Here is a 20,577-nt window from a genome sequence, read left to right as displayed (position 1 = left end):
TTCGAAGTAGGGGCAGGGTGCTCAGAGCTTGTTCAGCGGGATCTTCAGGTAGCTGACACCGTTGGCCTCGGGCTCCGGCAGCTGGCCGCTGCGCATGTTCACCTGGACCGAAGGCAGGATCAGCACAGGCATGTCGAGGGTCTTGTCACGGGCTTCGCGCATCGCTACGAAGCTGTCCTCGTCGACACCCTGGTGGATGTGGACATTGCTGGCACGCTGCTCGGCCACGGTGGTGACGTACTGCATCTCGCGCCCACCGGGCAGGTAGTCGTGGCACATGAACAGCCGGGTCTCGTCGGGGTAGGCCAGCAGACGCCGGATCGACCGGTAGAGGGTCCGGGCGTCGGCACCGGGGAAGTCACAGCGCGCGGTTCCGTAGTCGGGCATGAACAAGGTGTCGCCGACGAACACTGCCTTTTCGCCGCCGTCTTCCACCACGAAGCTCATGCACGCCGGGGTATGCCCGGGGGTATGCAGAGCACGGGCGTGCAGGTTGCCGATGCGAAACCCTTCCTCGTCCTCGAGCAGCACGTCGAACTGGCTGCCGTCGCGGGCAAAGCCCGGCTCGGCGTTGAACAGGGCCCCGAAGACCTTCTGCACCTGGGTGATGCGCGCGCCGATGGCGGTATGGCCGCCGAGCTTGTCCTTGAGGTAGGCCGCCGCCGATAGGTGGTCGGCATGCACATGGGTTTCCAGTACCCACTGCACCGTAGCCTTCAGTTCGGCCACGCGCTCGATCAGCCGGTCGGCCGAGGCGGTGCAGGTACGCCCGGACTTGGGGTCGTAGTCCAGCACGCTGTCGATCAGGGCGCAGCGCAGGGTTTCGCGGTCCAGCACCAGGTAGCTGATGGTCGAGGTCGCCTTGTCGTAGAAGGCGTCCACGTGAAGGTTGTTGCCGATGATCATCACGTTCTCCAGATTATCCACCAGGGCTTATAGAGGCCTAGGCAGTAACCGAAGGATTATCAAGATGCATGCCAGGGATTTTTCCCAATGAATGCGGCGCGACGTTGCCCATCGGCGGTCACAGTGGCAGTGCTTTTGGCAGTCGACTGTCAGCCAATGGCAGTGTTTGGCAGCCCCTGTTAACCTCGCTGGGTCATTCACTGGTTGCCGTCATGCCTGATTCCCATCCGCAGATCCTCGCCCTGGTTTCCTACCTCGAACACGATGCCTTGCCCACCATCGTGCTGGATACCGACTACAACATCCTCGCCGCCAATGCTGCCTACCGCCGTCAGTTCGGCCAGGACGACCAGGCTCCGCTGGGGCAAAAGTGCCATCGGGTCTCGCACCACTACGCCGTGCCCTGCGACCAGGCCGGCGAGCACTGCCCGATGCGCAAGGCCTGGGATAGCAAGGTGCCGGAGCGGGTGCTGCACATTCATCACACCCCGCGCGGGCCGGAACATGTGGACGTGGAGCTGCGGCCGATCCTCGACGAGCAGGGCGGGGTGGTGGCCTTCGTCGAGCGCCTGACCTCGATCACCCTGGCCTCGGCCCAACCCCAGCAGCAAGGCCTGGTGGGGCGCGCTCCCGCCTTCAAGGCGGCGCTGGCCAGCCTGCAGCGAGCGGCCCCGGCGCAGATTCCGGTATTGCTGCAAGGGGAATCGGGCACCGGCAAGGAGTTGTTCGCCCGCGCCATCCACCTGGGCAGCTCACGCGCCAATGGTCCGCTGGTGGTGGTCGATTGCACCGGGCTCACCGAGACGCTGCTGGAAAGCGAGCTGTTCGGCTACGAAAAGGGCGCCTTTACCGGTGCCCACCAACGCAAGATCGGCCTGGCCGAGGCGGCCCATGGCGGTACCCTGTTCCTCGACGAAATCGGCGAGGTGCCGCTGGCGATGCAGGTCAAGTTGCTGCGCCTGATCGAGTCGGGCAGCTTCCGCCCCGTGGGCAGCCTACGCACCGTGCATTCGGATTTCCGCCTGGTGTCGGCCACCCACAAGCCGCTCAAACAGATGGTCGCCGAGGGGACCTTCCGCGAAGACCTGTACTACCGCATCAGCGGTTTTCCGATCCGCCTGCCGGCCCTGCGCGAGCGAATCGAGGACCTGCCACTGCTGGCAGAGAGCCTATTGCAGCGCATGCCGGGTCACCCGCCCGCGCAACTCGGCGAGCAGGCCCTTGCCCAGCTTGGGCTGCACGCATTCCCGGGCAACATCCGCGAGCTACGCAATATTCTGGAAAGGGCACGGTTGTTTGCCGATGACGGGTTGATCCGGCCCGAGCACCTGCCCGAGGACATCGGGCAACAGGCCTTTTCCAGCGTGATCCGGCAACGAGGCAGCAAAAGTCTGGGGGACCTGGCACAGGCGCTGGAACGGTTCCAGGGTTCGCGCAGCGAGCTGGCGCAGCACCTGGGCCTCAGCGAGCGCACGCTGTATCGGCGCCTGAAAACCCTGGGCTTGAGTCGTGAATAGACGCTCGACCTTACAGACCTTTACCGGACCTTTACCTGATCCTGAGGTTAACCCCCGCTAATCTGTGGTTTCATTACACCATCGCACCAGGCATAGACGACGGACGCAGTTGCCGGTCGTTCACAGTAGAGGAACATCCCCGATGAAAAAGACGCTTACAGTGATCTGCGCCGCGCTGATGATCAGCGCTCCCTTGGCCAGCTTCGCTCAACCCGGCCCGTCCCAGGGCGGTGGCCAGCAGGGGCGTCCACAGCAAGGTCAGCAACAGAATCATCCGCAGCAGGGGCAGCAACAGAACCGCCCGCAACAAGGCCAGCAGCAGAATCGTCCTCAGCAAGGCCAGCATCAGAGTAGCCAGCAACACACCAAGCCAAGCAACAACCAGGGCTATCGCGACCCTGGCTTCCACCCGCAGCCTGGCATGCCAGTCCCGCATTCCCAGTGGAAACGCGGCCATGTGGTGGATCCAGGCTATCGCGGCGACCGCTACTGGGTAACCGACTGGCGCACCCGCCACCTGCCAACCCCACCGCATGGTCAGCGCTGGCTGCACATCAACGGTGACTATGTGCTGGTCGCCATCACCACCGGTGTGATCATGAGCATTCTCAATGGTTACTGACCGGCACGAAAAAGCCCGCTGATGCGGGCTTTTTTCTGAGAGCTGTTTTTCATCGCGATCACAGCGCCTTGGTCACTGCGCCTTGACGAACGCACGTAAAAAAAAAGCCCGCTTGCGCGGGCCTCGTAGCTGCCATCAGAAGTCCAGGTTGGACACCGACAACGCATTGCTTTCGATGAAGTCACGGCGCGGTTCGACCGCATCCCCCATCAAGGTGTTGAAGATCTGATCGGCAGCGATCGCGTCTTCGATGGTGACCTTGAGCATGCGGCGCACGGTCGGGTCCATGGTGGTTTCCCACAGCTGATCCGGGTTCATCTCACCCAGACCTTTGTATCGCTGGATGGTGTGGCGCTTGGTGCTTTCGTTCATCAGCCAGTCCAGCGCTTCCTTGAACTCGCTGATCGCCTTGCGACGCTCGCCACGTTGGACATAGGCACCTTCACCGAGCAGGGTAGACAGCTTGGCACCCAGGGTGACGACCGAGCGGTAGTCGTTGCTGCCGAAGAAGTCGCGGTTGAAGGTGACGTAGCTGGCCAGACCGTGGGAGGTGACTTCCACTTCCGGCAGCCAGATGTTGCGTTCCTTGTCTTCGCGCAGGCTGGTCTGATAGACCAGGCCCGACTTCTGGCTGTTGCTCAGACGCTCCTGGAACTTGACCATCCACGCCTGCATGGCAGCGTGGTCGCCCAGTTGCTCCAGGGTGACTTCCGGCAGGTAGATGAAGTGCTCGGTGATGTCTTCCGGGTACAGGCGCGAAAGACGCTTGAGGGTCTTCATCACGGCACGGAACTCGTTCACCAGAGTTTCCAGCTGAACGCCGGAAACGGCTGGCGCCGCTTCGTCCAGGTGCAGGCTGGCGTCTTCGAGAGCCGACTGGGTCATGTATTCTTCCATGGCCTCGTCGTCCTTGATGTACTGCTCCTGCTTGCCTTTCTTCACCTTGTACAGCGGCGGCTGGGCAATGTAGATGTAGCCACGCTCGACCAGCTCCGGCAGCTGACGGAAGAAGAAGGTCAGCAGCAGGGTACGGATGTGCGAACCGTCGACGTCAGCATCGGTCATGATGATGATGTTGTGATAACGCAGCTTGTCGATGTTGTACTCTTCGCGGCCGATGCCACAGCCCAGCGCAGTGATCAGCGTGCCCACTTCCTGGGACGAGATCATCTTGTCGAAACGTGCTTTCTCGACGTTGAGGATCTTGCCCTTCAGCGGCAGGATCGCCTGGGTGCGGCGGTTACGGCCTTGCTTGGCCGAGCCACCTGCGGAGTCACCCTCCACCAGGTACAGCTCAGAAAGAGCAGGGTCCTTTTCCTGGCAGTCCGCCAGTTTGCCCGGCAGGCCGGCGATATCCAGCGCACCTTTGCGGCGGGTCATCTCACGGGCTTTACGCGCCGCTTCACGGGCACGGGCAGCATCGATCATCTTGCCGACAACGGCCTTGGCTTCGTTGGGGTTTTCCAACAGGAAGTCGGCGAAGTACTTGTTCATCTCCTGTTCCACGGCAGTTTTCACTTCCGAGGAAACCAACTTGTCCTTGGTCTGCGAGCTGAACTTCGGATCCGGTACCTTCACCGAAATGATCGCGGTCAGGCCTTCACGCGCATCGTCACCGGTGGTGGCGACCTTGTTCTTCTTGGCCAGGCCTTCCTGCTCGATGTAGCTGTTGAGGCTACGGGTCAGGGAAGAACGGAAGCCCACCAGGTGGGTACCGCCATCACGCTGGGGAATGTTGTTGGTGAAGCACAGCAGGTTTTCGTTGAAGCTGTCGTTCCACTGCAAGGCAATTTCGACACCCACACCATCTTCGCGCTGCACGCTGAAGTGGAACACCTGGGAGTTGACCGGCGTCTTGTTGGTATTCAGGTACTCGACGAAAGCCTTCAAACCGCCTTCGTACTTGAAGAACTCTTCCTTACCCGAGCGCTCGTCTTTCAGCAGGATTCCAACGCCGGAGTTGAGGAACGACAACTCGCGGATACGCTTGGCCAGGATGTCCCAGCTGAAGTGAATGTTCTTGAAGGTTTCAGCCGAAGGCTTGAAGTGAATATGGGTACCGGTAGTTTCGCTGTCACCCACAACGGCCATCGGTGCCTGAGGCACACCATGAACGTAGGTCTGTTCCCAGATCTTGCCGCTGCGGCGAACAGTCAGGACGAGCTTCTCCGACAGGGCGTTTACTACCGAAACACCTACACCGTGCAGGCCACCAGAAACTTTATAGGAGTTGTCATCGAACTTACCCCCGGCGTGCAAGACGGTCATGATGACCTCGGCGGCGGATACGCCTTCCTCCTTGTGCACGTCGACAGGAATGCCGCGACCATTGTCGCGCACGCTGATGGATTCGTCCGGGTGAATGATGACCGTGATGTCATCGCAGTGCCCGGCAAGGGCTTCGTCGATCGAATTGTCGACCACTTCGAAGACCATGTGGTGCAGGCCGCTACCGTCATCGGTGTCGCCAATGTACATGCCGGGACGCTTGCGCACGGCATCCAAACCTTTCAGCACCTTGATGCTGGAGGAGTCGTACGTTTGATTTTCGCTCATGCCTTCACTCCCGATGGTCGTGGGTCTGGGTGATACGGCCCTGTTCCACGTGGAACAAAGCAACTGGCGTTTCCGTCTGCCAGCCTTCCCTCAGTAATTCGTGATCTACACAGGTGATGAACACCTGGCAGCGTAATTCTTCAAGCAAGCGACACAGCGCACGGCGATGCTGGTCGTCCAACTCGGACGGCAAGTCATCCACCAGATAAATACAGTGACCGCGACGAGCCTGGCTGACGAGATGGCCTTGGGCGATGCGCAGTGCGCACACCACCAGCTTTTGCTGACCACGAGACAGAATGTCGGCGGCGTTATTGGCAGCCAGACGAAGACGCAGATCAGCACGCTGTGGGCCCGCTTGGGTATGGCCCATCTGCTGATCGCGCAGGAGAGAGGAGGCGAGTACTTCGTTGAGTTCCCGGTCCTTGTCCCAGCCTCGGTAGTAGCTAAGGGTCAACCCGTCCAGTTCGACCAGTTCGCTCAGGGTTTGCTCGAAGACGGGCTTCAAGGCCTTGATGTAGTTGCGACGGTATTCATCTATTTCCGCGCTGGCCAGGCACAATTCCCGGTCCCAGGCGGCTTGCGAAGCTGGGTCAAGTGTACCATGTCGCAACCATGAGTTCCGCTGCCGCAGCGCCTTCTGCAGACGTTGCCAGGCAGGCATGAAGCGGGGTTCCACGTGGAACACTCCCCAATCGAGGAACTGCCGGCGAATTTTTGGGGCACCTTCCAGCAAGCGGAAACTGTCTGGGTTGATCAGTTGCAACGGCAGCAATTCGGCCAGCTGAGCCGCACTCCGGGCATTCTGGCCGTCGATACGAATGGTGAAGTCCCCTTGTCGCTCACGCGACACCCCCAGGTTGCTGGTGCCCCCCTCGGTCAACTGCACTTCGCCGAACACCGTGCAAGCCGGTTGTTCGTACTGAATCACTGGATTCAGGCGGGTGCTTCGGAACGAGCGCGCCAGGCCGAGCAGGTGCACGGCTTCGAGCACGCTGGTCTTGCCGCTGCCGTTGGCGCCATAGAGGATATTGATGCGGGGGGAGGGGGAGAGTGTCACCGGGTGCAGGTTGCGCACCGCGGTGACCATGATACGTCGAAGAGACATTGTGCCTGCTACGGTTACAGACGCATCGGCATGACAACGTAGGACGAGTCGTCATTGCCAGCTTCCTGCAACAGGGCACTGCTGTTGGAATCCGACAGGATCAGGCGAACCTGCTCCGTAGTCATCACACCCAGCACGTCCAGCAGGTAACTGACGTTGAAACCGATCTCCAACGAGCTGCCATCGTAATCGACGCTGATTTCTTCTTCCGCTTCTTCCTGCTCGGGGTTGTTGGCCTGGATCTTCAGTTGGCCAGCCGCCAGTTGCAGGCGAATGCCGCGGTACTTTTCGTTGGACAGGATCGCGGTACGGCTGAACGCTTCGCGCAGCGCCTGGCGATCGCCCAGCACCAGCTTGTCACCACCCTTGGGTAGGACACGTTCGTAGTCCGGGAACTTGCCGTCCACCAGCTTGGAGGTGAAGGTGAACTCACCCGTGGTAGCGCGGATGTGGTGCTGACCAAGGACGATGCTGACCATGCCTTCAGGATCGGTAAGCAGGCGCGCCAGCTCGAGGATACCCTTGCGCGGCACGATGACCTGGTGGCGATCGGCTTGGCCGATCTGCGCGTGCATCGAGCACAGCGCGAGCCGGTGACCGTCGGTAGCAACAGCGCGCAGGGTATCGGTGGCCACCTCCAGCAGCATGCCGTTGAGGTAGTAACGCACGTCCTGCTGGGCCATGGCGAAGCTGGTGCGCTCGATCAGACGGCGCAGCTTGCTTTGCTCCAGATTGCAGGTCAGCGAGCCTGGACCTTCCTCGACGGTCGGGAAGTCGTTGGCCGGCAACGTCGAGAGGGTGAAGCGGCTACGGCCAGCCTTGACCAACAGCTTCTGCTCATCGACTTTGATATCGATCAGCACGTCGTTGGGCAGGCTCTTGCAGATGTCCATCAGCTTGCGCGCCGGGACAGTGATTTCGCCCGGCTCGGCCGGCTCTTCCAGCTGTACCCGGCCAACCAGCTCGACTTCCAGGTCGGTACCGGTCAACGACAGCTGCTGGCCTTGCACGACCAGCAGTACGTTGGACAGCACCGGCAAGGTCTGACGGCGCTCGACGACACCGGCGACCAGTTGCAGAGGTTTCAACAGGGCTTCGCGTTGAATGGTGAAATGCATGGTCTAGTCCCTTGCCTTCAATAAGCTGCGCCGACGCCCATCAGGTCGTCAGCGTGCGCAGCAGGTTCTTGTAGTCCTCGCGGATGTCCGCGTCGGATTCCTTCAATTCGTTGATCTTGCGACAGGCGTGCAGCACCGTGGTGTGATCCCGACCGCCGAACATGTCGCCAATTTCCGGCAGGCTGTGGTTGGTCAGTTCCTTGGACAGTGCCATGGCCACCTGGCGCGGCCGCGCTACGGAGCGCGAACGGCGCTTGGACAACAGATCGGCGATCTTGATCTTGTAGTACTCGGCCACCGTACGCTGGATGTTATCCACACTCACCAGCTTGTCCTGCAGTGCCAGCAGGTCTTTCAGCGATTCACGGATCAGCTCGATGGTGATGTCGCGGCCCATGAAGTGCGAGTGCGCGATCACGCGCTTGAGCGCGCCTTCGAGCTCCCGCACATTGGAACGTATGCGCTGGGCGATGAAGAACGCGGCGTCGTGAGGCAGTTCGACCTTGGCCTGGTCGGCCTTCTTCATGAGGATCGCCACGCGGGTTTCCAGCTCTGGCGGCTCGACCGCCACGGTCAGGCCCCAGCCGAAACGCGATTTCAGACGTTCTTCCAGGCCTTCGATTTCCTTCGGATAGCGGTCGCTGGTGAGGATCACCTGCTGGCCACCTTCGAGCAGGGCGTTGAAGGTGTGGAAAAACTCCTCCTGGGAACGCTCCTTGCGCGCGAAGAACTGGATATCGTCGATCAGCAATGCGTCCACCGAACGGTAGAAACGCTTGAATTCATTAATGGCGTTGAGCTGCAGCGCCTTGACCATGTCGGCCACGAAGCGCTCGGAATGCAGGTAGACCACCTTGGCGTTGGGGTTCTTCTTCAACAGGTGGTTACCCACCGCATGCATCAAGTGAGTCTTGCCCAGGCCAACCCCTCCATAAAGGAACAGCGGGTTGTAGCCATGCTTGGGGTTGTCGGCGACCTGCCAGGCAGCCGCGCGTGCCAGCTGGTTCGACTTACCTTCGACGAAGGTTTCGAAGGTGAAGGTGCGGTTCAGGTAGCTGGTGTGCTTGAGCGCACCTTCCACTTGCACCGTCCGCTGCTCGGTCCGCCCGCTGGCGGCTGGCGCAGGGGCGGAGTCGGCCATGGCGTCGAAGCTGTCACGCGAAGAGGGCTCGGCCTCCTCGCTGATCGCTGCCGGCTCGGCGACGGGCACGGCAACAGGTTCGGCAGCCATGGCAACCGGTGCGGACGGCTTGGCCTGGTTCTGCGCCAGGGTAGCAGCGACCGCGGCACTCACCGGAGCATTGGGTGCAGCGCGCGGTGCGGAGCTGCGGCGGCTGCCTATCAATAAGGAAAGGGCAGGCGCCATACCGCTGCCTTGCTCACCCAAAAGCTCGAGCAAACGCCCCAGGTACTTTTCATTGACCCAATCGAGAACGAAACGGTTAGGCGCATAGACGCGCAACTCGTCGCCTTCGGCTTCGACCTGTAGCGGACGGATCCAGGTGTTGAATTGCTGGGCAGGCAGTTCATCGCGCAGAAGCTCCACGCACTGCTGCCAAAGTTCCACTGACACGGATATCCCCTGAGTTGAAAGCCGGATGAGGCAAAAACAAACCGCCATTGTACCGGTCGGACGCCCAGTTATCCACATGTGCAAACGCTGGGAGTCACGACAAAACAGCCATTTAGCGGCAGAAATGTCTCTCCTGCCATGTGAATAAGGTCTGTGGATAACCGCCCATGAGGGCTATGCACAACCTTGGTCGCCAGCCTGTTGATAACTCGGCTGTGGATAAACAGCCATTTGATCCACAGGTTCTGCCCACCTCCAGCACAAGCGCAGCACCTGTTACCGACAAGGTTTCAAAATTCTGTACCGCCCATGGATAAAGGGCTGTAAGCGGTTATCCACAGAAGGTTATCCACCTAAGATCTATAAGTTCTTCAGAAAAGCTTTTTATATGTCTCTTCTTTTTTTAAGTTTTTGTCGATCTGCGTGTGGTCTTCAAGCACTTTCCGGTCAACACGTCATTCATGGCCTACGCTCACCTTCCTGACACACCGTCCAGTAAGGAAAGGTTGGTTGGAAATTGACCTATTGGCTTGCTTTCTCTAGAATCGCCGATCTCTTAAAAAGGGGGCCATTCCGGCCCGTAGTCGACAAACCCAGGTAACACGCCATGAAACGTACTTTCCAACCAAGCACCATCAAGCGCGCTCGCACCCACGGCTTCCGTGCCCGTATGGCTACCAAGAACGGCCGCGCTGTTCTGTCGCGTCGTCGTGCCAAAGGCCGTAAGCGTCTGGCCATTTGATTTTTCGGCACAGGTGGTGAGTCAGGACTTCAGTCGGGAAAAGCGACTGCTTACACCCCGGCATTTCAAAGCGGTCTTCGACTCCCCAACCGGCAAGGTTCCAGGGAAAAACCTGCTGATCCTTGCACGCGAGAACGGCCTCGATCATCCACGCCTCGGCCTGGTGATCGGCAAGAAGAGCGTCAAGCTCGCTGTTCAACGCAATCGCCTCAAGCGCTTGATGCGCGATTCCTTTCGTCTGAACCAGCAGATACTCGCTGGCCTGGACATCGTGATCGTCGCGCGCAAGGGATTGGGTGAGATAGAAAACCCGGAATTGCACCAACACTTTGGCAAGCTCTGGAAACGCCTGGCGCGCAGCCGGCCCAGTCCAGCGGCAAACGCCGATTCCGCAGGGGTAGACAGCCGAAATGCGTAAACTGGCCCTCGTTCCGATCCAGTTTTACCGTTATGCCATCAGTCCCCTGATGGCCAGCCACTGTCGTTTCTACCCCAGTTGCTCCTGTTACGCTTATGAAGCCATCGAAAACCATGGCCTCTTGCGTGGTGGGTGGCTAGCCGTTCGTCGCCTGGGGCGTTGTCATCCGTGGAACGACGGCGGTTTCGATCCCGTTCCACCCGCTCCTTCCTCCCGAACTTCTTCGATAGCCGAGTAATCATGGATATTAAACGCACGATCCTGATCGTCGCCCTGGCAATCGTGTCCTACGTCATGGTCCTCAAGTGGAACCAGGACTACGGCCAGGCTGCCCTGCCGACTCAGAATACTGCTGCCAGCACCCAAGCCCCGGCGTTGCCCGATGGCGTGCCGGCCGGTACCGCCGGCGCCAGCGCCGATGTGCCGAGCGCGAATGCAGAATCCAGCCCTGCCGAAATTGCCCCGGTCGCGGTCAGCAAGGACCTGATCCGGGTCAAGACCGATGTCCTGGACCTGGCTATCGATCCGGTCGGTGGTGACATCGTCCAACTGACCCTGCCGAAGTACCCACGTCGCCAGGACCACCCGGAGATCCCTTTCCAGCTGTTCGACAACGGCGGCGAGCGCGTCTACCTGGCACAGAGCGGCCTGACCGGCGCCAACGGTCCGGATGCCCGCTCCTCCGGTCGCCCGCTGTACGCTGCCGAGCAACGCAGCTTCCAGCTGGCCGACGGCCAGGACCAACTGGTGGTCGACCTCAAGTTCAGCGAGAACGGTGTCAACTACATCAAGCGCTTCAGCTTCAAGCGCGGTGAGTACGACCTCAACGTCAGCTACCTGATCGACAACCAGAGCGGCCAGGCCTGGAACGGCAACATGTTTGCCCAGCTCAAGCGTGACGCCAGCTCCGACCCATCGTCGAGCACTGCCACCGGCACCGCGACTTACCTGGGCGCTGCCATGTGGACGGCTTCCGAGCCGTACAAGAAAGTGTCGATGAAAGACATCGACAAGGGCAGCGTGAAGGAAAGCGTCGCCGGCGGCTGGGTTGCCTGGCTGCAGCACTACTTCGTGACCGCCTGGGTACCTTCGAAGTCGGACGCCAACCTCGTCCAGACCCGCAAGGACAGCCAGGGCAACTACATCATCGGCTACACCGGCCCGGCAATCAGCGTTCCAGCTGGCGGCAAGGTCGAAACCAGCGCCATGCTGTATGCCGGTCCGAAGATCCAGTCCAAGCTCAAGGAGTTGTCCCCAGGCCTGGAACTGACCGTCGACTACGGCTTCCTGTGGTTCATCGCCCAGCCGATCTTCTGGCTGCTGCAACATATCCACAGCCTGCTGGGCAACTGGGGCTGGTCGATCATCGTCCTGACCATGCTGATCAAGGGCCTGTTCTTCCCGCTCTCGGCTGCCAGCTACCGTTCGATGGCGCGCATGCGTGCCGTTGCGCCGAAGCTTGCCGCGCTGAAGGAACGCTTCGGTGACGATCGCCAGAAGATGTCCCAGGCGATGATGGAGCTGTACAAGAAAGAGAAGATCAACCCGCTGGGCGGCTGCCTGCCGATCCTGGTGCAGATGCCGGTCTTCCTGTCGCTGTACTGGGTACTGCTGGAAAGCGTCGAGATGCGTCAGGCACCTTGGATGCTGTGGATTACCGACCTGTCGATCAAGGATCCGTTCTTCATCCTGCCGATCATCATGGGCGCGACCATGTTCATCCAGCAGCGCCTGAACCCGACTCCGCCAGATCCGATGCAGGCCAAGGTGATGAAAATGATGCCGATCATCTTCACCTTCTTCTTCCTGTGGTTCCCGGCTGGCCTGGTGCTGTACTGGGTTGTGAACAACTGCCTGTCGATCGCACAGCAGTGGTACATCACCCGCAGCATCGAAGCAGCGAGCAAAAAAGCCGCTGCCTGATGGGCTACTGCGCTAGCCTGTGAATAAGAACGCCCCCTCGGGGGCGTTTTTGCTATCTGTCGTTTTGTCGTAGAGGCTCTCGAGCATGAACACTGTGCGTGAAACCATTGCCGCCATCGCTACCGCCCAGGGCCGCGGCGGGGTCGGCATCGTCCGTCTGTCCGGGCCACTGGCGAGCCAGGCCGGCCAGTTGATCACCGGTCGTAGCCTGACGCCACGCCATGCCCATTACGGGCCGTTTCGCGACGAGCAGGGGCTGGTGCTGGACGAAGGCATCGCGTTGTTCTTCCCGGGGCCCAATTCGTTCACCGGCGAGGATGTGCTCGAATTGCAGGGGCATGGCGGCCCGGTGGTCCTGGACATGCTGCTGCAGCGCTGCGTCCAGGTTGGCTGCCGGCTGGCGCGTCCAGGTGAGTTCAGCGAGCGGGCGTTCCTCAATGACAAGCTTGACCTGGCCCAGGCCGAAGCCATCGCCGACCTGATCGAGGCCAGCTCCAGCCAGGCCGCGCGCAACGCCTTGCGCTCGCTGCAGGGCGAATTCTCCAAGCGTGTGCACAGCCTGACCGAGGCCTTGATTGCGCTGCGTATCTACGTGGAAGCGGCCATCGACTTCCCCGAGGAAGAAATCGACTTTCTTGCCGACGGCCACGTGCTGGCGATGCTCGATGCCGTGCGCGAGGAGTTGTCCACAGTGCAGCGCGAAGCCGGTCAGGGCGCCTTGCTGCGTGACGGCATGACCGTGGTCATCGCCGGCAGGCCCAACGCGGGCAAATCTAGCCTGCTGAACCAGCTGGCCGGGCGCGAGGCGGCCATCGTCACCGATATCGCCGGTACCACCCGGGACATCCTGCGCGAACATATCCACATCGATGGCATGCCGCTGCATGTGGTCGACACCGCTGGATTGCGCGATACCGATGATCATGTGGAAAAAATCGGTGTGGAGCGGGCACTCAAGGCCATTGGCGAGGCCGATCGGGTGTTGCTGGTGGTGGACTCGACGGCGCCCGAGGCCGACGATCCTTTCGCCCTGTGGCCAGAATTCCTCGACCAGCGGCCCGATACCGGCAAGGTCACGCTGATTCGCAACAAGGCCGACCTCAGTGGCGAACAGGTCGGCCTCGAGCAGTGCGACGACGGCCATGTGACCATCACCCTGAGCGCCAAGGGCGACGACCAGGGCCTGCAACTGCTGCGCGATCATCTGAAGGCCTGCATGGGTTATGAACAGACCGCCGAAAGTGGTTTCAGCGCCCGTCGCCGCCATCTGGATGCCCTGCGCCAGGCAAGTTCGCACCTGGAGCATGGGCGAGCGCAGCTGACCCTGGCGGGCGCCGGTGAATTGCTGGCCGAGGACTTGCGTCAGGCGCAGCAGGCATTGGGAGAAATCACCGGGGCGTTCAGCTCCGATGACTTGCTGGGGCGGATATTCTCCAGCTTCTGCATCGGTAAGTAATCCACAGCGTTGGCTGGTAGAGAGCCGCTCCTTCGGGGGCGGCTTTTTTTTGCCTGTGAATCAGTGGGTAGGGGCGGGGGTTCGAACGCACGGTAAGCGGGATGCTAAGGGCACGGGGAATTGATTCAAGATTTTTCATGCACAGCCGGCGATACGCGTCCCTAAGGTCTGTGGAAAAGTCACCTTCAGCCCCGTTGATAAGAGGGCATTTTTGTTGAGGACAAACCCGCCTGTGGGTAAACAGGCATTTCATCCACAGGCTAAACCGCGTTATCCATAGCCCTCAAGGTGCCTAGGCCACAGGGTTTAATTTCGCTGTACATCAGGTGATTAAAGGGATGTAGAACGTTATCCACAGATAGGTCCGTGCATAAGAATAAACATAAAAACAAAGCTTTTTTAAATTTCTCTCTCTTGATTTCTGTTATGTGCCACTCATCCACAGACTGGTCAAATTTTGCGCAGAAGGTTCCTTTGCAGGGGGTTAAGTCCCTATACTTGTCCGCTTATCTTCTCTATTCGCAAAACAGGCACGAGGTGCGTGGTGGATTTCCCTTCCCGTTTTGAAGTGATCGTCATCGGCGGCGGCCATGCCGGTACCGAGGCTGCGCTTGCGTCTGCACGCATGGGTGTGAAAACCCTGCTGTTGACCCACAACGTGGAAACCCTCGGTCACATGAGCTGCAACCCGGCCATCGGTGGCATCGGCAAGAGCCATCTGGTCAAGGAGATCGATGCGCTCGGCGGCGCCATGGCGTTGGCCACCGACAAGAGCGGCATCCAGTTCCGCATCCTGAACAACCGCAAAGGCCCTGCGGTGCGCGCTACCCGTGCGCAGGCCGACCGCGCCATCTACAAGGCGGTGGTGCGCGAGATCCTGGAAAACCAGCCCAACCTGTGGATATTCCAGCAGTCCTGCGACGATCTGATCGTCGAGCAGGACCAGGTCAAGGGCGTGGTCACCCAGATGGGCCTGCGGTTCTTCGCAGAATCCGTGGTCCTGACGACCGGCACCTTCCTGGGTGGGCTTATCCACATTGGCCTGCAGAATCATTCCGGTGGCCGCGCCGGTGATCCACCTTCGATCGCCCTGGCTCACCGCATGCGTGAACTGCCGCTGCGTGTCGGTCGCCTGAAAACCGGTACCCCGCCGCGAATCGACGGTCGTTCGGTCGACTTTTCGGTAATGACCGAACAACCAGGCGACACGCCGATCCCGGTCATGTCGTTCATGGGCAATGCGCAGATGCACCCGCGCCAGGTCAGCTGCTGGATTACCCACACCAACGCCCGCACCCACGAGATCATCGCCTCGAACCTCGACCGTTCGCCGATGTACTCCGGTGTGATCGAAGGCGTCGGCCCGCGCTACTGCCCGTCGATCGAAGACAAGATCCACCGGTTCGCCGACAAGGAAAGCCACCAGGTGTTCATCGAGCCGGAGGGCCTGACCACCCACGAGCTGTACCCCAACGGTATTTCCACTTCGTTGCCGTTCGACGTGCAGTTGGAGTTGGTGCGCTCGATTCGCGGTATGGAAAACGCCCATATCGTGCGCCCGGGCTATGCCATCGAGTACGACTACTTCGACCCGCGTGACCTCAAGTACAGCCTCGAGACCAAGGTCATCGGTGGCCTGTTCTTCGCTGGCCAGATCAATGGCACCACCGGCTACGAAGAAGCCGGAGCCCAGGGCCTGCTGGCCGGGACCAACGCCGCGCTGCGTGCGCAGGGCCGTGACAGCTGGTGCCCGCGCCGCGACGAGGCGTACATCGGAGTGCTGGTCGACGACCTGATCACCCTGGGTACCCAGGAGCCGTACCGCATGTTCACTTCGCGCGCCGAATACCGGCTGATCCTGCGCGAAGACAACGCCGACCTGCGCCTGACCGAGAAAGGTCGCGAGCTCGGCCTGATCGACGACCAACGCTGGGCCGCGTTCTGCGCCAAGCGCGACGGCATCGAGCGTGAAGAGCAACGCCTGAAGTCGACCTGGGTGCGCCCGAACACCGAGCAAGGCCAAGCCATTGTGGATAAGTTCGGCACGCCGCTGGCCCACGAGTACAGCCTGCTCAACCTGCTGGCCCGGCCAGAGATCGACTATGCCGGGCTGATCGAAGCGACCGGCGGCGAGGTGATCGATCCACAGGTCGCCGAGCAGGTCGAGATCAAGACCAAGTACGCCGGCTACATCGACCGCCAGCAGGATGAAATTGCCCGCCTGCGCGCCAGCGAAGACACGCGTTTGCCTGTGGATATCGACTACACCTCGATTTCCGGCCTGTCCAAGGAGATCCAGGGCAAGCTCGGCCAGACCCGTCCCGAGACCCTGGGCCAGGCCTCGCGTATTCCGGGCGTTACCCCGGCGGCGATTTCCCTGTTGCTGATTCATCTGAAAAAACGCGGCGCTGGCCGCGAATTGGAGCAAAGCGCTTGAGTTCCCTGGTCACCCCGCAACACGCCGAAGAGTTGTCCACAGGTGCGCGCCAGCTCGGTGTCGAGCTCGGCGCCGAGCAGCACGAGAAGCTGCTGGGTTACCTGGCCCTGCTGATCAAATGGAACAAAGCCTACAACTTGACCGCCGTGCGTGATCCGGACGAGATGGTCTCGCGTCATCTGCTCGACAGCCTCAGCGTCATGCCGTTTATCCACAGCGACCGCGCTTCCTGGCTGGATGTCGGCAGCGGCGGCGGCATGCCTGGTATCCCGCTGGCCATCCTGCATCCGCACAAGCAGGTGACGGTATTGGACGCCAACGGTAAGAAAACGCGCTTCCTGACCCAAGTGAAAATGGAGCTGAAGCTCGACAACCTCACGGTTATCCACAGCCGGGTCGAAGCCTTCCAGCCCGCGCAGCCGTTCAGCGGCATCATCTCCCGTGCCTTCAGCAGCATGGAGAATTTCACCAGCTGGACACGCCATCTGGGCGACACCGGGACGCAATGGCTTGCAATGAAGGGGCTGCATCCTGCCGACGAACTGGTAGCATTGCCCGCAGACTTCACAGTGGAAAGCGAGCAGGCCCTGACCGTTCCAGGTTGCCAGGGCCAGCGCCATCTGCTGATACTGCGCCGCAAGGCATGACTGGGAACACACGCAACAATGGCTAAGGTATTCGCAATCGCGAACCAGAAAGGTGGTGTGGGCAAGACCACCACCTGTATCAATCTCGCTGCATCGCTGGCTGCGACCAAGCGTCGTGTGCTGTTGATCGACCTCGATCCGCAGGGCAACGCGACCATGGGCAGCGGTGTGGACAAGCACGAGCTCGAGCATTCGGTGTACGACCTGCTCATCGGCGAATGCGATCTCGCCCAGGCCATGCACTACTCCGAGCACGGCGGCTACCAACTGCTGCCGGCCAACCGCGACCTGACCGCCGCGGAAGTGGTCCTGCTGGAGATGCAGGTCAAGGAGAGCCGCCTGCGCAATGCACTGGCGCCGATACGCGAGAACTACGACTTCATCCTGATCGACTGCCCGCCGTCGTTATCGATGCTGACGCTGAACGCGCTGGTCGCCTCCGACGGCGTGATCATCCCCATGCAGTGCGAATACTACGCACTGGAAGGTCTCAGCGACCTTGTGGATAACATCAAGCGGATTGCCGCCCGTCTGAACCCTGAGCTGAAAATCGAAGGCCTGTTGCGGACCATGTACGATCCGCGCTTGAGCCTGAACAACGACGTTTCGGCCCAGCTCAAGGAACATTTCGGCGAGCAGTTGTACGACACGGTCATCCCGCGCAACATCCGCCTGGCCGAGGCGCCGAGCTTCGGCATGCCGGCCCTGGCCTACGACAAGCAATCGCGCGGCGCGCTGGCCTACCTGGCCCTGGCCGGGGAAATGGTCCGCCGGCAACGCCGTCAGTCACGCACTGCACTAACAACTTAAGGAATCCGCATGGCCGTTAAGAAACGGGGACTCGGACGTGGGTTGGATGCACTGCTCAGTGGTCCTTCCGTCAGCGCGCTCGAAGAGCAGGCTGTCAAGATCGACCAGAAAGAACTGCAACACCTGCCAGTCGAGCTGATCCAGCGCGGCAAGTACCAGCCGCGCCGCGACATGGACCCGCAGGCGCTGGAAGAACTGGCGCACTCGATTCGCACCCATGGCGTGATGCAGCCGATCGTGGTTCGCCCGATTGGTGACAACCGCTACGAAATCATTGCCGGTGAGCGCCGCTGGCGCGCCACCCAGCATGCCGGCCTGGATACCGTCCCGGCCATGGTCCGCGAAGTGCCTGACGAAGCAGCCATCGCCATGGCGCTGATCGAGAACATCCAGCGTGAGGACCTCAACCCGCTGGAAGAGGCCCTGGCCCTGCAGCGCTTGCAGCAGGAATTCGAGCTGACCCAGCAACAGGTCGCCGATGCCGTGGGCAAGTCGCGGGTCACCGTGGCCAACCTGCTGCGCCTGATCTCCCTGCCGGAGGCGATCAAGACCATGCTCGCCCACGGCGATCTGGAGATGGGCCACGCGCGTGCTTTGCTCGGCCTGGGGGACGATCGCCAGGAAGAGGGGGCGCGTCATGTTGTCGCACGCGGCCTCACCGTGCGCCAAACCGAGGCACTGGTGCGTCAGTGGCTCAGCGACAAGCCTGATCCGGTCGAACCGAGCAAACCTGATCCGGATATCGCACGCCTTGAACAGCGGCTCGCAGAGCGCCTGGGCTCTGCCGTGCAGATCCGTCACGGGAACAAGGGCAAAGGCCAGTTGGTTATCCGTTACAACTCGCTAGATGAGTTGCAAGGTGTCCTTGCTCACATCCGCTGAAACAATTCCCGTTGTAGCGCGCAGTCGGAAATCACTACCGAAGAGTTGAATAGGGGTTAATCCACCCCTATACTCTGCGCGCATTTTGTCGGCACAAATTATGCCAAGTCATTGCTGACTTGTTGGTCGACTTCGAAGGAGCAGTTGTGATGGAAATCCGCACGCCAAACCGCTTGCCTTTCCATCGCTGGGCGGTTTTCCCCGTACTGCTGGCCCAATGCATCGTGTTTCTGCTGGCAACCTTGGTGTTGTGGCAGTGGCAAGGGGCGGTCAAAGGTTACTCAGGGCTCTGCGGAGGTCTGATCGCCTGGCTGCCCAATGTGTATTTCGCCTGGAAGGCATTCCGCTTCAGCGGAGCCCGGGCAGCGCAGGCCATCGTCAAGTCGTTCTACGCTGGCGAGGCAGGCAAGATGATTTTGACGGCAGTGCTGTTCGCACTGACCTTTGCAGGAGTGAAGCCATTGGCGCCGCTGGCAGTATTCGGCGTCTTCGTGCTGACCCTTATGGTCAGCTGGTTCGCGCCCCTGCTGATGAATAAAAGACTTTCGAGACCTTAGGGCGTTTGAGGCAACCATGGCAGCAGAAACCGCTTCGGGCTATATCCAGCACCACTTGCAGAACCTGACCTACGGTCAACTACCAGACGGCAGCTGGGGCTTCGCCCATTCGGCTGCAGAAGCCAAGGCAATGGGCTTCTGGGCGTTCCACCTGGACACCCTGGGTTGGTCCGTCGCGCTGGGTCTGATCTTCCTGTTCATCTTCCGCATGGCGGCCAAGAAGGCGACTTCCGGCCAACCTGGCGGTCTGCAGAACTTCGTGGAAGTACTGGTGGACTTCGTCAACGGCAGCGTGAAGGATTCCTTCCACGGCCGTAGCCCGGTGATCGCCCCACTGGCACTGACCATCTTCGTCTGGGTGTTCCTGATGAACGCCGTCGACCTGGTACCGGTCGACTGGATTCCGCAGCTGGCCATCCTGATCTCCGGCGATCCGCACATTCCGTTCCGCGCCGTGTCGACCACCGACCCGAACGCGACCCTGGCCATGGCCTTCTGCGTATTCGCCCTGATCATCTTCTACAGCATCAAGGTCAAGGGCCTGGGCGGCTTCATCGGTGAACTGACCCTGCACCCGTTCGGCAGCAAGAACATCTTCCTGCAGATCCTGCTGATCCCGGTGAACTTCCTGCTGGAATTCGTCACCCTGATCGCCAAGCCGATCTCGCTGGCACTGCGTTTGTTCGGCAACATGTACGCCGGCGAGCTGGTGTTCATCCTGATCGCCGTGATGTTCGGCGCCGGCATCCTCTGGCTCAGCGGCCTGGGTGTGGTGCTGCAGTGGGCGTGGGCCGTGTTCCACATCCTGATCATCACCCTGCAAGCTTTCATCTTCATGATGCTTACCATCGTCTACCTGTCGATGGCTCACGAAGATAACCATTAAGACCGCCTGGCGTGTCTGAATAGCCTTCCCCGCTCGTTTGGGGGGAAGGCTTTATAAAGTCCGCAAGGGCAGCTGTACCAAACGATTTGTTTTACCGCTTCAAACTAAAAACCTAACCAATACGACGTAAAAGTCGGGAGGAAAGATGGAAACTGTAGTTGGTCTGACCGCTATCGCTGTTGCTCTGCTGATCGGCCTGGGTGCTCTGGGTACCGCCATTGGTTTCGGCCTGCTGGGCGGCAAGTTCCTGGAAGGCGCTGCTCGTCAGCCAGAAATGGTTCCGATGCTGCAGGTCAAAATGTTCATCGTTGCCGGTCTGCTCGACGCCGTAACCATGATCGGTGTTGGTATCGCTCTGTTCTTCACCTTCGCGAATCCGTTCGTTGGTCAGATCGCCGGCTAATCACTCGTAACCACGA

The 20,577-nt window shown here is 60.5% G+C and carries 19 protein-coding genes; 14 read left to right on the top strand and 5 right to left on the bottom strand.

Going from position 1 to position 20,577, the window contains the following annotated elements; all coding sequences use genetic code 11:
• Window positions 1-21: 21 nt before the first annotated feature.
• Window positions 22-906 carry an MBL fold metallo-hydrolase gene (locus IAE37_RS03230; RefSeq protein WP_201169068.1) on the bottom strand — a complete coding sequence of 295 codons (885 nt, stop codon included), beginning with the start codon at window positions 904-906 and terminating at the stop codon, window positions 22-24.
• A gap of 212 nt (window positions 907-1,118) precedes the next feature.
• Here IAE37_RS03230 and IAE37_RS03225 point away from each other — a divergent pair, with 212 nt between their 5' ends.
• Both IAE37_RS03225 and IAE37_RS03220 read left to right on the top strand, forming a co-directional pair.
• Window positions 1,119-2,423: a sigma-54 interaction domain-containing protein gene (locus IAE37_RS03225; protein ID WP_201169066.1), complete on the top strand. Its 1,305-nt coding sequence runs from the start codon at window positions 1,119-1,121 to the stop codon at window positions 2,421-2,423.
• Window positions 2,424-2,565: 142 nt separating this feature from the next.
• Complete coding sequence (locus IAE37_RS03220) at window positions 2,566-3,045, top strand: RcnB family protein (RefSeq protein WP_201169056.1); 480 nt, start codon at window positions 2,566-2,568, stop codon at window positions 3,043-3,045.
• 135 nt (window positions 3,046-3,180) lie between these two features.
• Here IAE37_RS03220 and gyrB read toward each other — a convergent pair whose 3' ends face one another.
• The 4 genes from gyrB to dnaA are packed head-to-tail and all read right to left on the bottom strand — an operon-like array spanning window position 3,181 to window position 9,400.
• Complete coding sequence (gene gyrB, locus IAE37_RS03215; protein ID WP_201169054.1) at window positions 3,181-5,601, bottom strand: DNA topoisomerase (ATP-hydrolyzing) subunit B; 2,421 nt, start codon at window positions 5,599-5,601, stop codon at window positions 3,181-3,183.
• 4 nt (window positions 5,602-5,605) lie between these two features.
• Window positions 5,606-6,709: a DNA replication/repair protein RecF gene (gene recF, locus IAE37_RS03210; protein WP_201169050.1), complete on the bottom strand. Its 1,104-nt coding sequence runs from the start codon at window positions 6,707-6,709 to the stop codon at window positions 5,606-5,608.
• A 14-nt stretch (window positions 6,710-6,723) separates the two neighbouring features.
• Window positions 6,724-7,827, bottom strand: a complete 1,104-nt coding sequence (dnaN, locus tag IAE37_RS03205; RefSeq protein WP_201169046.1) for a DNA polymerase III subunit beta — start codon at window positions 7,825-7,827, stop codon at window positions 6,724-6,726.
• Window positions 7,828-7,867: 40 nt separating this feature from the next.
• The gene (dnaA, locus tag IAE37_RS03200; RefSeq protein WP_201169043.1) at window positions 7,868-9,400 is read right to left on the bottom strand and encodes a chromosomal replication initiator protein DnaA; all 1,533 of its coding nucleotides are present in this window, start codon (window positions 9,398-9,400) and stop codon (window positions 7,868-7,870) included.
• A 607-nt stretch (window positions 9,401-10,007) separates the two neighbouring features.
• Here dnaA and rpmH point away from each other — a divergent pair.
• The 12 genes from rpmH to atpE all read left to right on the top strand — a co-directional run bounded on the left by rpmH (window position 10,008) and on the right by atpE (window position 20,561).
• Window positions 10,008-10,142, top strand: coding sequence for a 50S ribosomal protein L34 (rpmH, locus tag IAE37_RS03195; RefSeq protein ID WP_003253163.1), 135 nt, complete (start codon window positions 10,008-10,010; stop codon window positions 10,140-10,142).
• A 13-nt stretch (window positions 10,143-10,155) separates the two neighbouring features.
• The gene (gene rnpA / locus IAE37_RS03190) at window positions 10,156-10,560 is read left to right on the top strand and encodes a ribonuclease P protein component (RefSeq protein ID WP_201169403.1); all 405 of its coding nucleotides are present in this window, start codon (window positions 10,156-10,158) and stop codon (window positions 10,558-10,560) included.
• Window positions 10,553-10,798 carry a membrane protein insertion efficiency factor YidD gene (gene yidD, locus IAE37_RS03185; RefSeq protein ID WP_011536514.1) on the top strand — a complete coding sequence of 82 codons (246 nt, stop codon included), beginning with the start codon at window positions 10,553-10,555 and terminating at the stop codon, window positions 10,796-10,798. Before rnpA ends, yidD begins: the two co-directional genes overlap by 8 nt.
• 2 nt (window positions 10,799-10,800) lie before the next feature.
• Entirely contained in the window at window positions 10,801-12,483 is a 1,683-nt protein-coding gene (gene yidC, locus IAE37_RS03180; RefSeq protein WP_201169040.1) for a membrane protein insertase YidC, read from the top strand.
• A gap of 85 nt (window positions 12,484-12,568) precedes the next feature.
• Window positions 12,569-13,939 (top strand): tRNA uridine-5-carboxymethylaminomethyl(34) synthesis GTPase MnmE, encoded by a 1,371-nt coding sequence (gene mnmE, locus IAE37_RS03175; protein ID WP_201169037.1) that lies wholly within the window; start codon window positions 12,569-12,571, stop codon window positions 13,937-13,939.
• 544 nt (window positions 13,940-14,483) lie between these two features.
• Complete coding sequence (mnmG, locus tag IAE37_RS03170; RefSeq protein ID WP_201169034.1) at window positions 14,484-16,376, top strand: tRNA uridine-5-carboxymethylaminomethyl(34) synthesis enzyme MnmG; 1,893 nt, start codon at window positions 14,484-14,486, stop codon at window positions 16,374-16,376.
• Window positions 16,373-17,023: a 16S rRNA (guanine(527)-N(7))-methyltransferase RsmG gene (gene rsmG, locus IAE37_RS03165; protein ID WP_201169031.1), complete on the top strand. Its 651-nt coding sequence runs from the start codon at window positions 16,373-16,375 to the stop codon at window positions 17,021-17,023. The genes mnmG and rsmG overlap by 4 nt, the downstream gene beginning before the upstream one ends.
• Window positions 17,024-17,041: 18 nt before the next feature.
• Window positions 17,042-17,833 carry a ParA family protein gene (locus IAE37_RS03160; RefSeq protein ID WP_201169028.1) on the top strand — a complete coding sequence of 264 codons (792 nt, stop codon included), beginning with the start codon at window positions 17,042-17,044 and terminating at the stop codon, window positions 17,831-17,833.
• A gap of 9 nt (window positions 17,834-17,842) precedes the next feature.
• A complete protein-coding gene (locus IAE37_RS03155) occupies window positions 17,843-18,715 on the top strand; it encodes a ParB/RepB/Spo0J family partition protein (RefSeq protein WP_201169027.1) in 873 nt (290 codons plus the stop codon).
• Between the two features lie 149 nt (window positions 18,716-18,864).
• The gene (locus IAE37_RS03150) at window positions 18,865-19,272 is read left to right on the top strand and encodes a F0F1 ATP synthase subunit I (protein ID WP_201169016.1); all 408 of its coding nucleotides are present in this window, start codon (window positions 18,865-18,867) and stop codon (window positions 19,270-19,272) included.
• Between the two features lie 16 nt (window positions 19,273-19,288).
• Window positions 19,289-20,158, top strand: coding sequence for a F0F1 ATP synthase subunit A (gene atpB, locus IAE37_RS03145; RefSeq protein ID WP_201169014.1), 870 nt, complete (start codon window positions 19,289-19,291; stop codon window positions 20,156-20,158).
• A gap of 145 nt (window positions 20,159-20,303) precedes the next feature.
• Window positions 20,304-20,561 (top strand): F0F1 ATP synthase subunit C, encoded by a 258-nt coding sequence (atpE, locus tag IAE37_RS03140; protein ID WP_003097235.1) that lies wholly within the window; start codon window positions 20,304-20,306, stop codon window positions 20,559-20,561.
• Window positions 20,562-20,577 lie beyond the last annotated feature (16 nt).

This window comes from Pseudomonas sp. S31, assembly GCF_016648105.1.
Taxonomy (GTDB): Bacteria; Pseudomonadota; Gammaproteobacteria; order Pseudomonadales; family Pseudomonadaceae; genus Aquipseudomonas.
The sequence above is the reverse complement of the archived record's forward strand: the minus strand, read 5'-3'. Positions and strand labels throughout refer to the sequence as shown.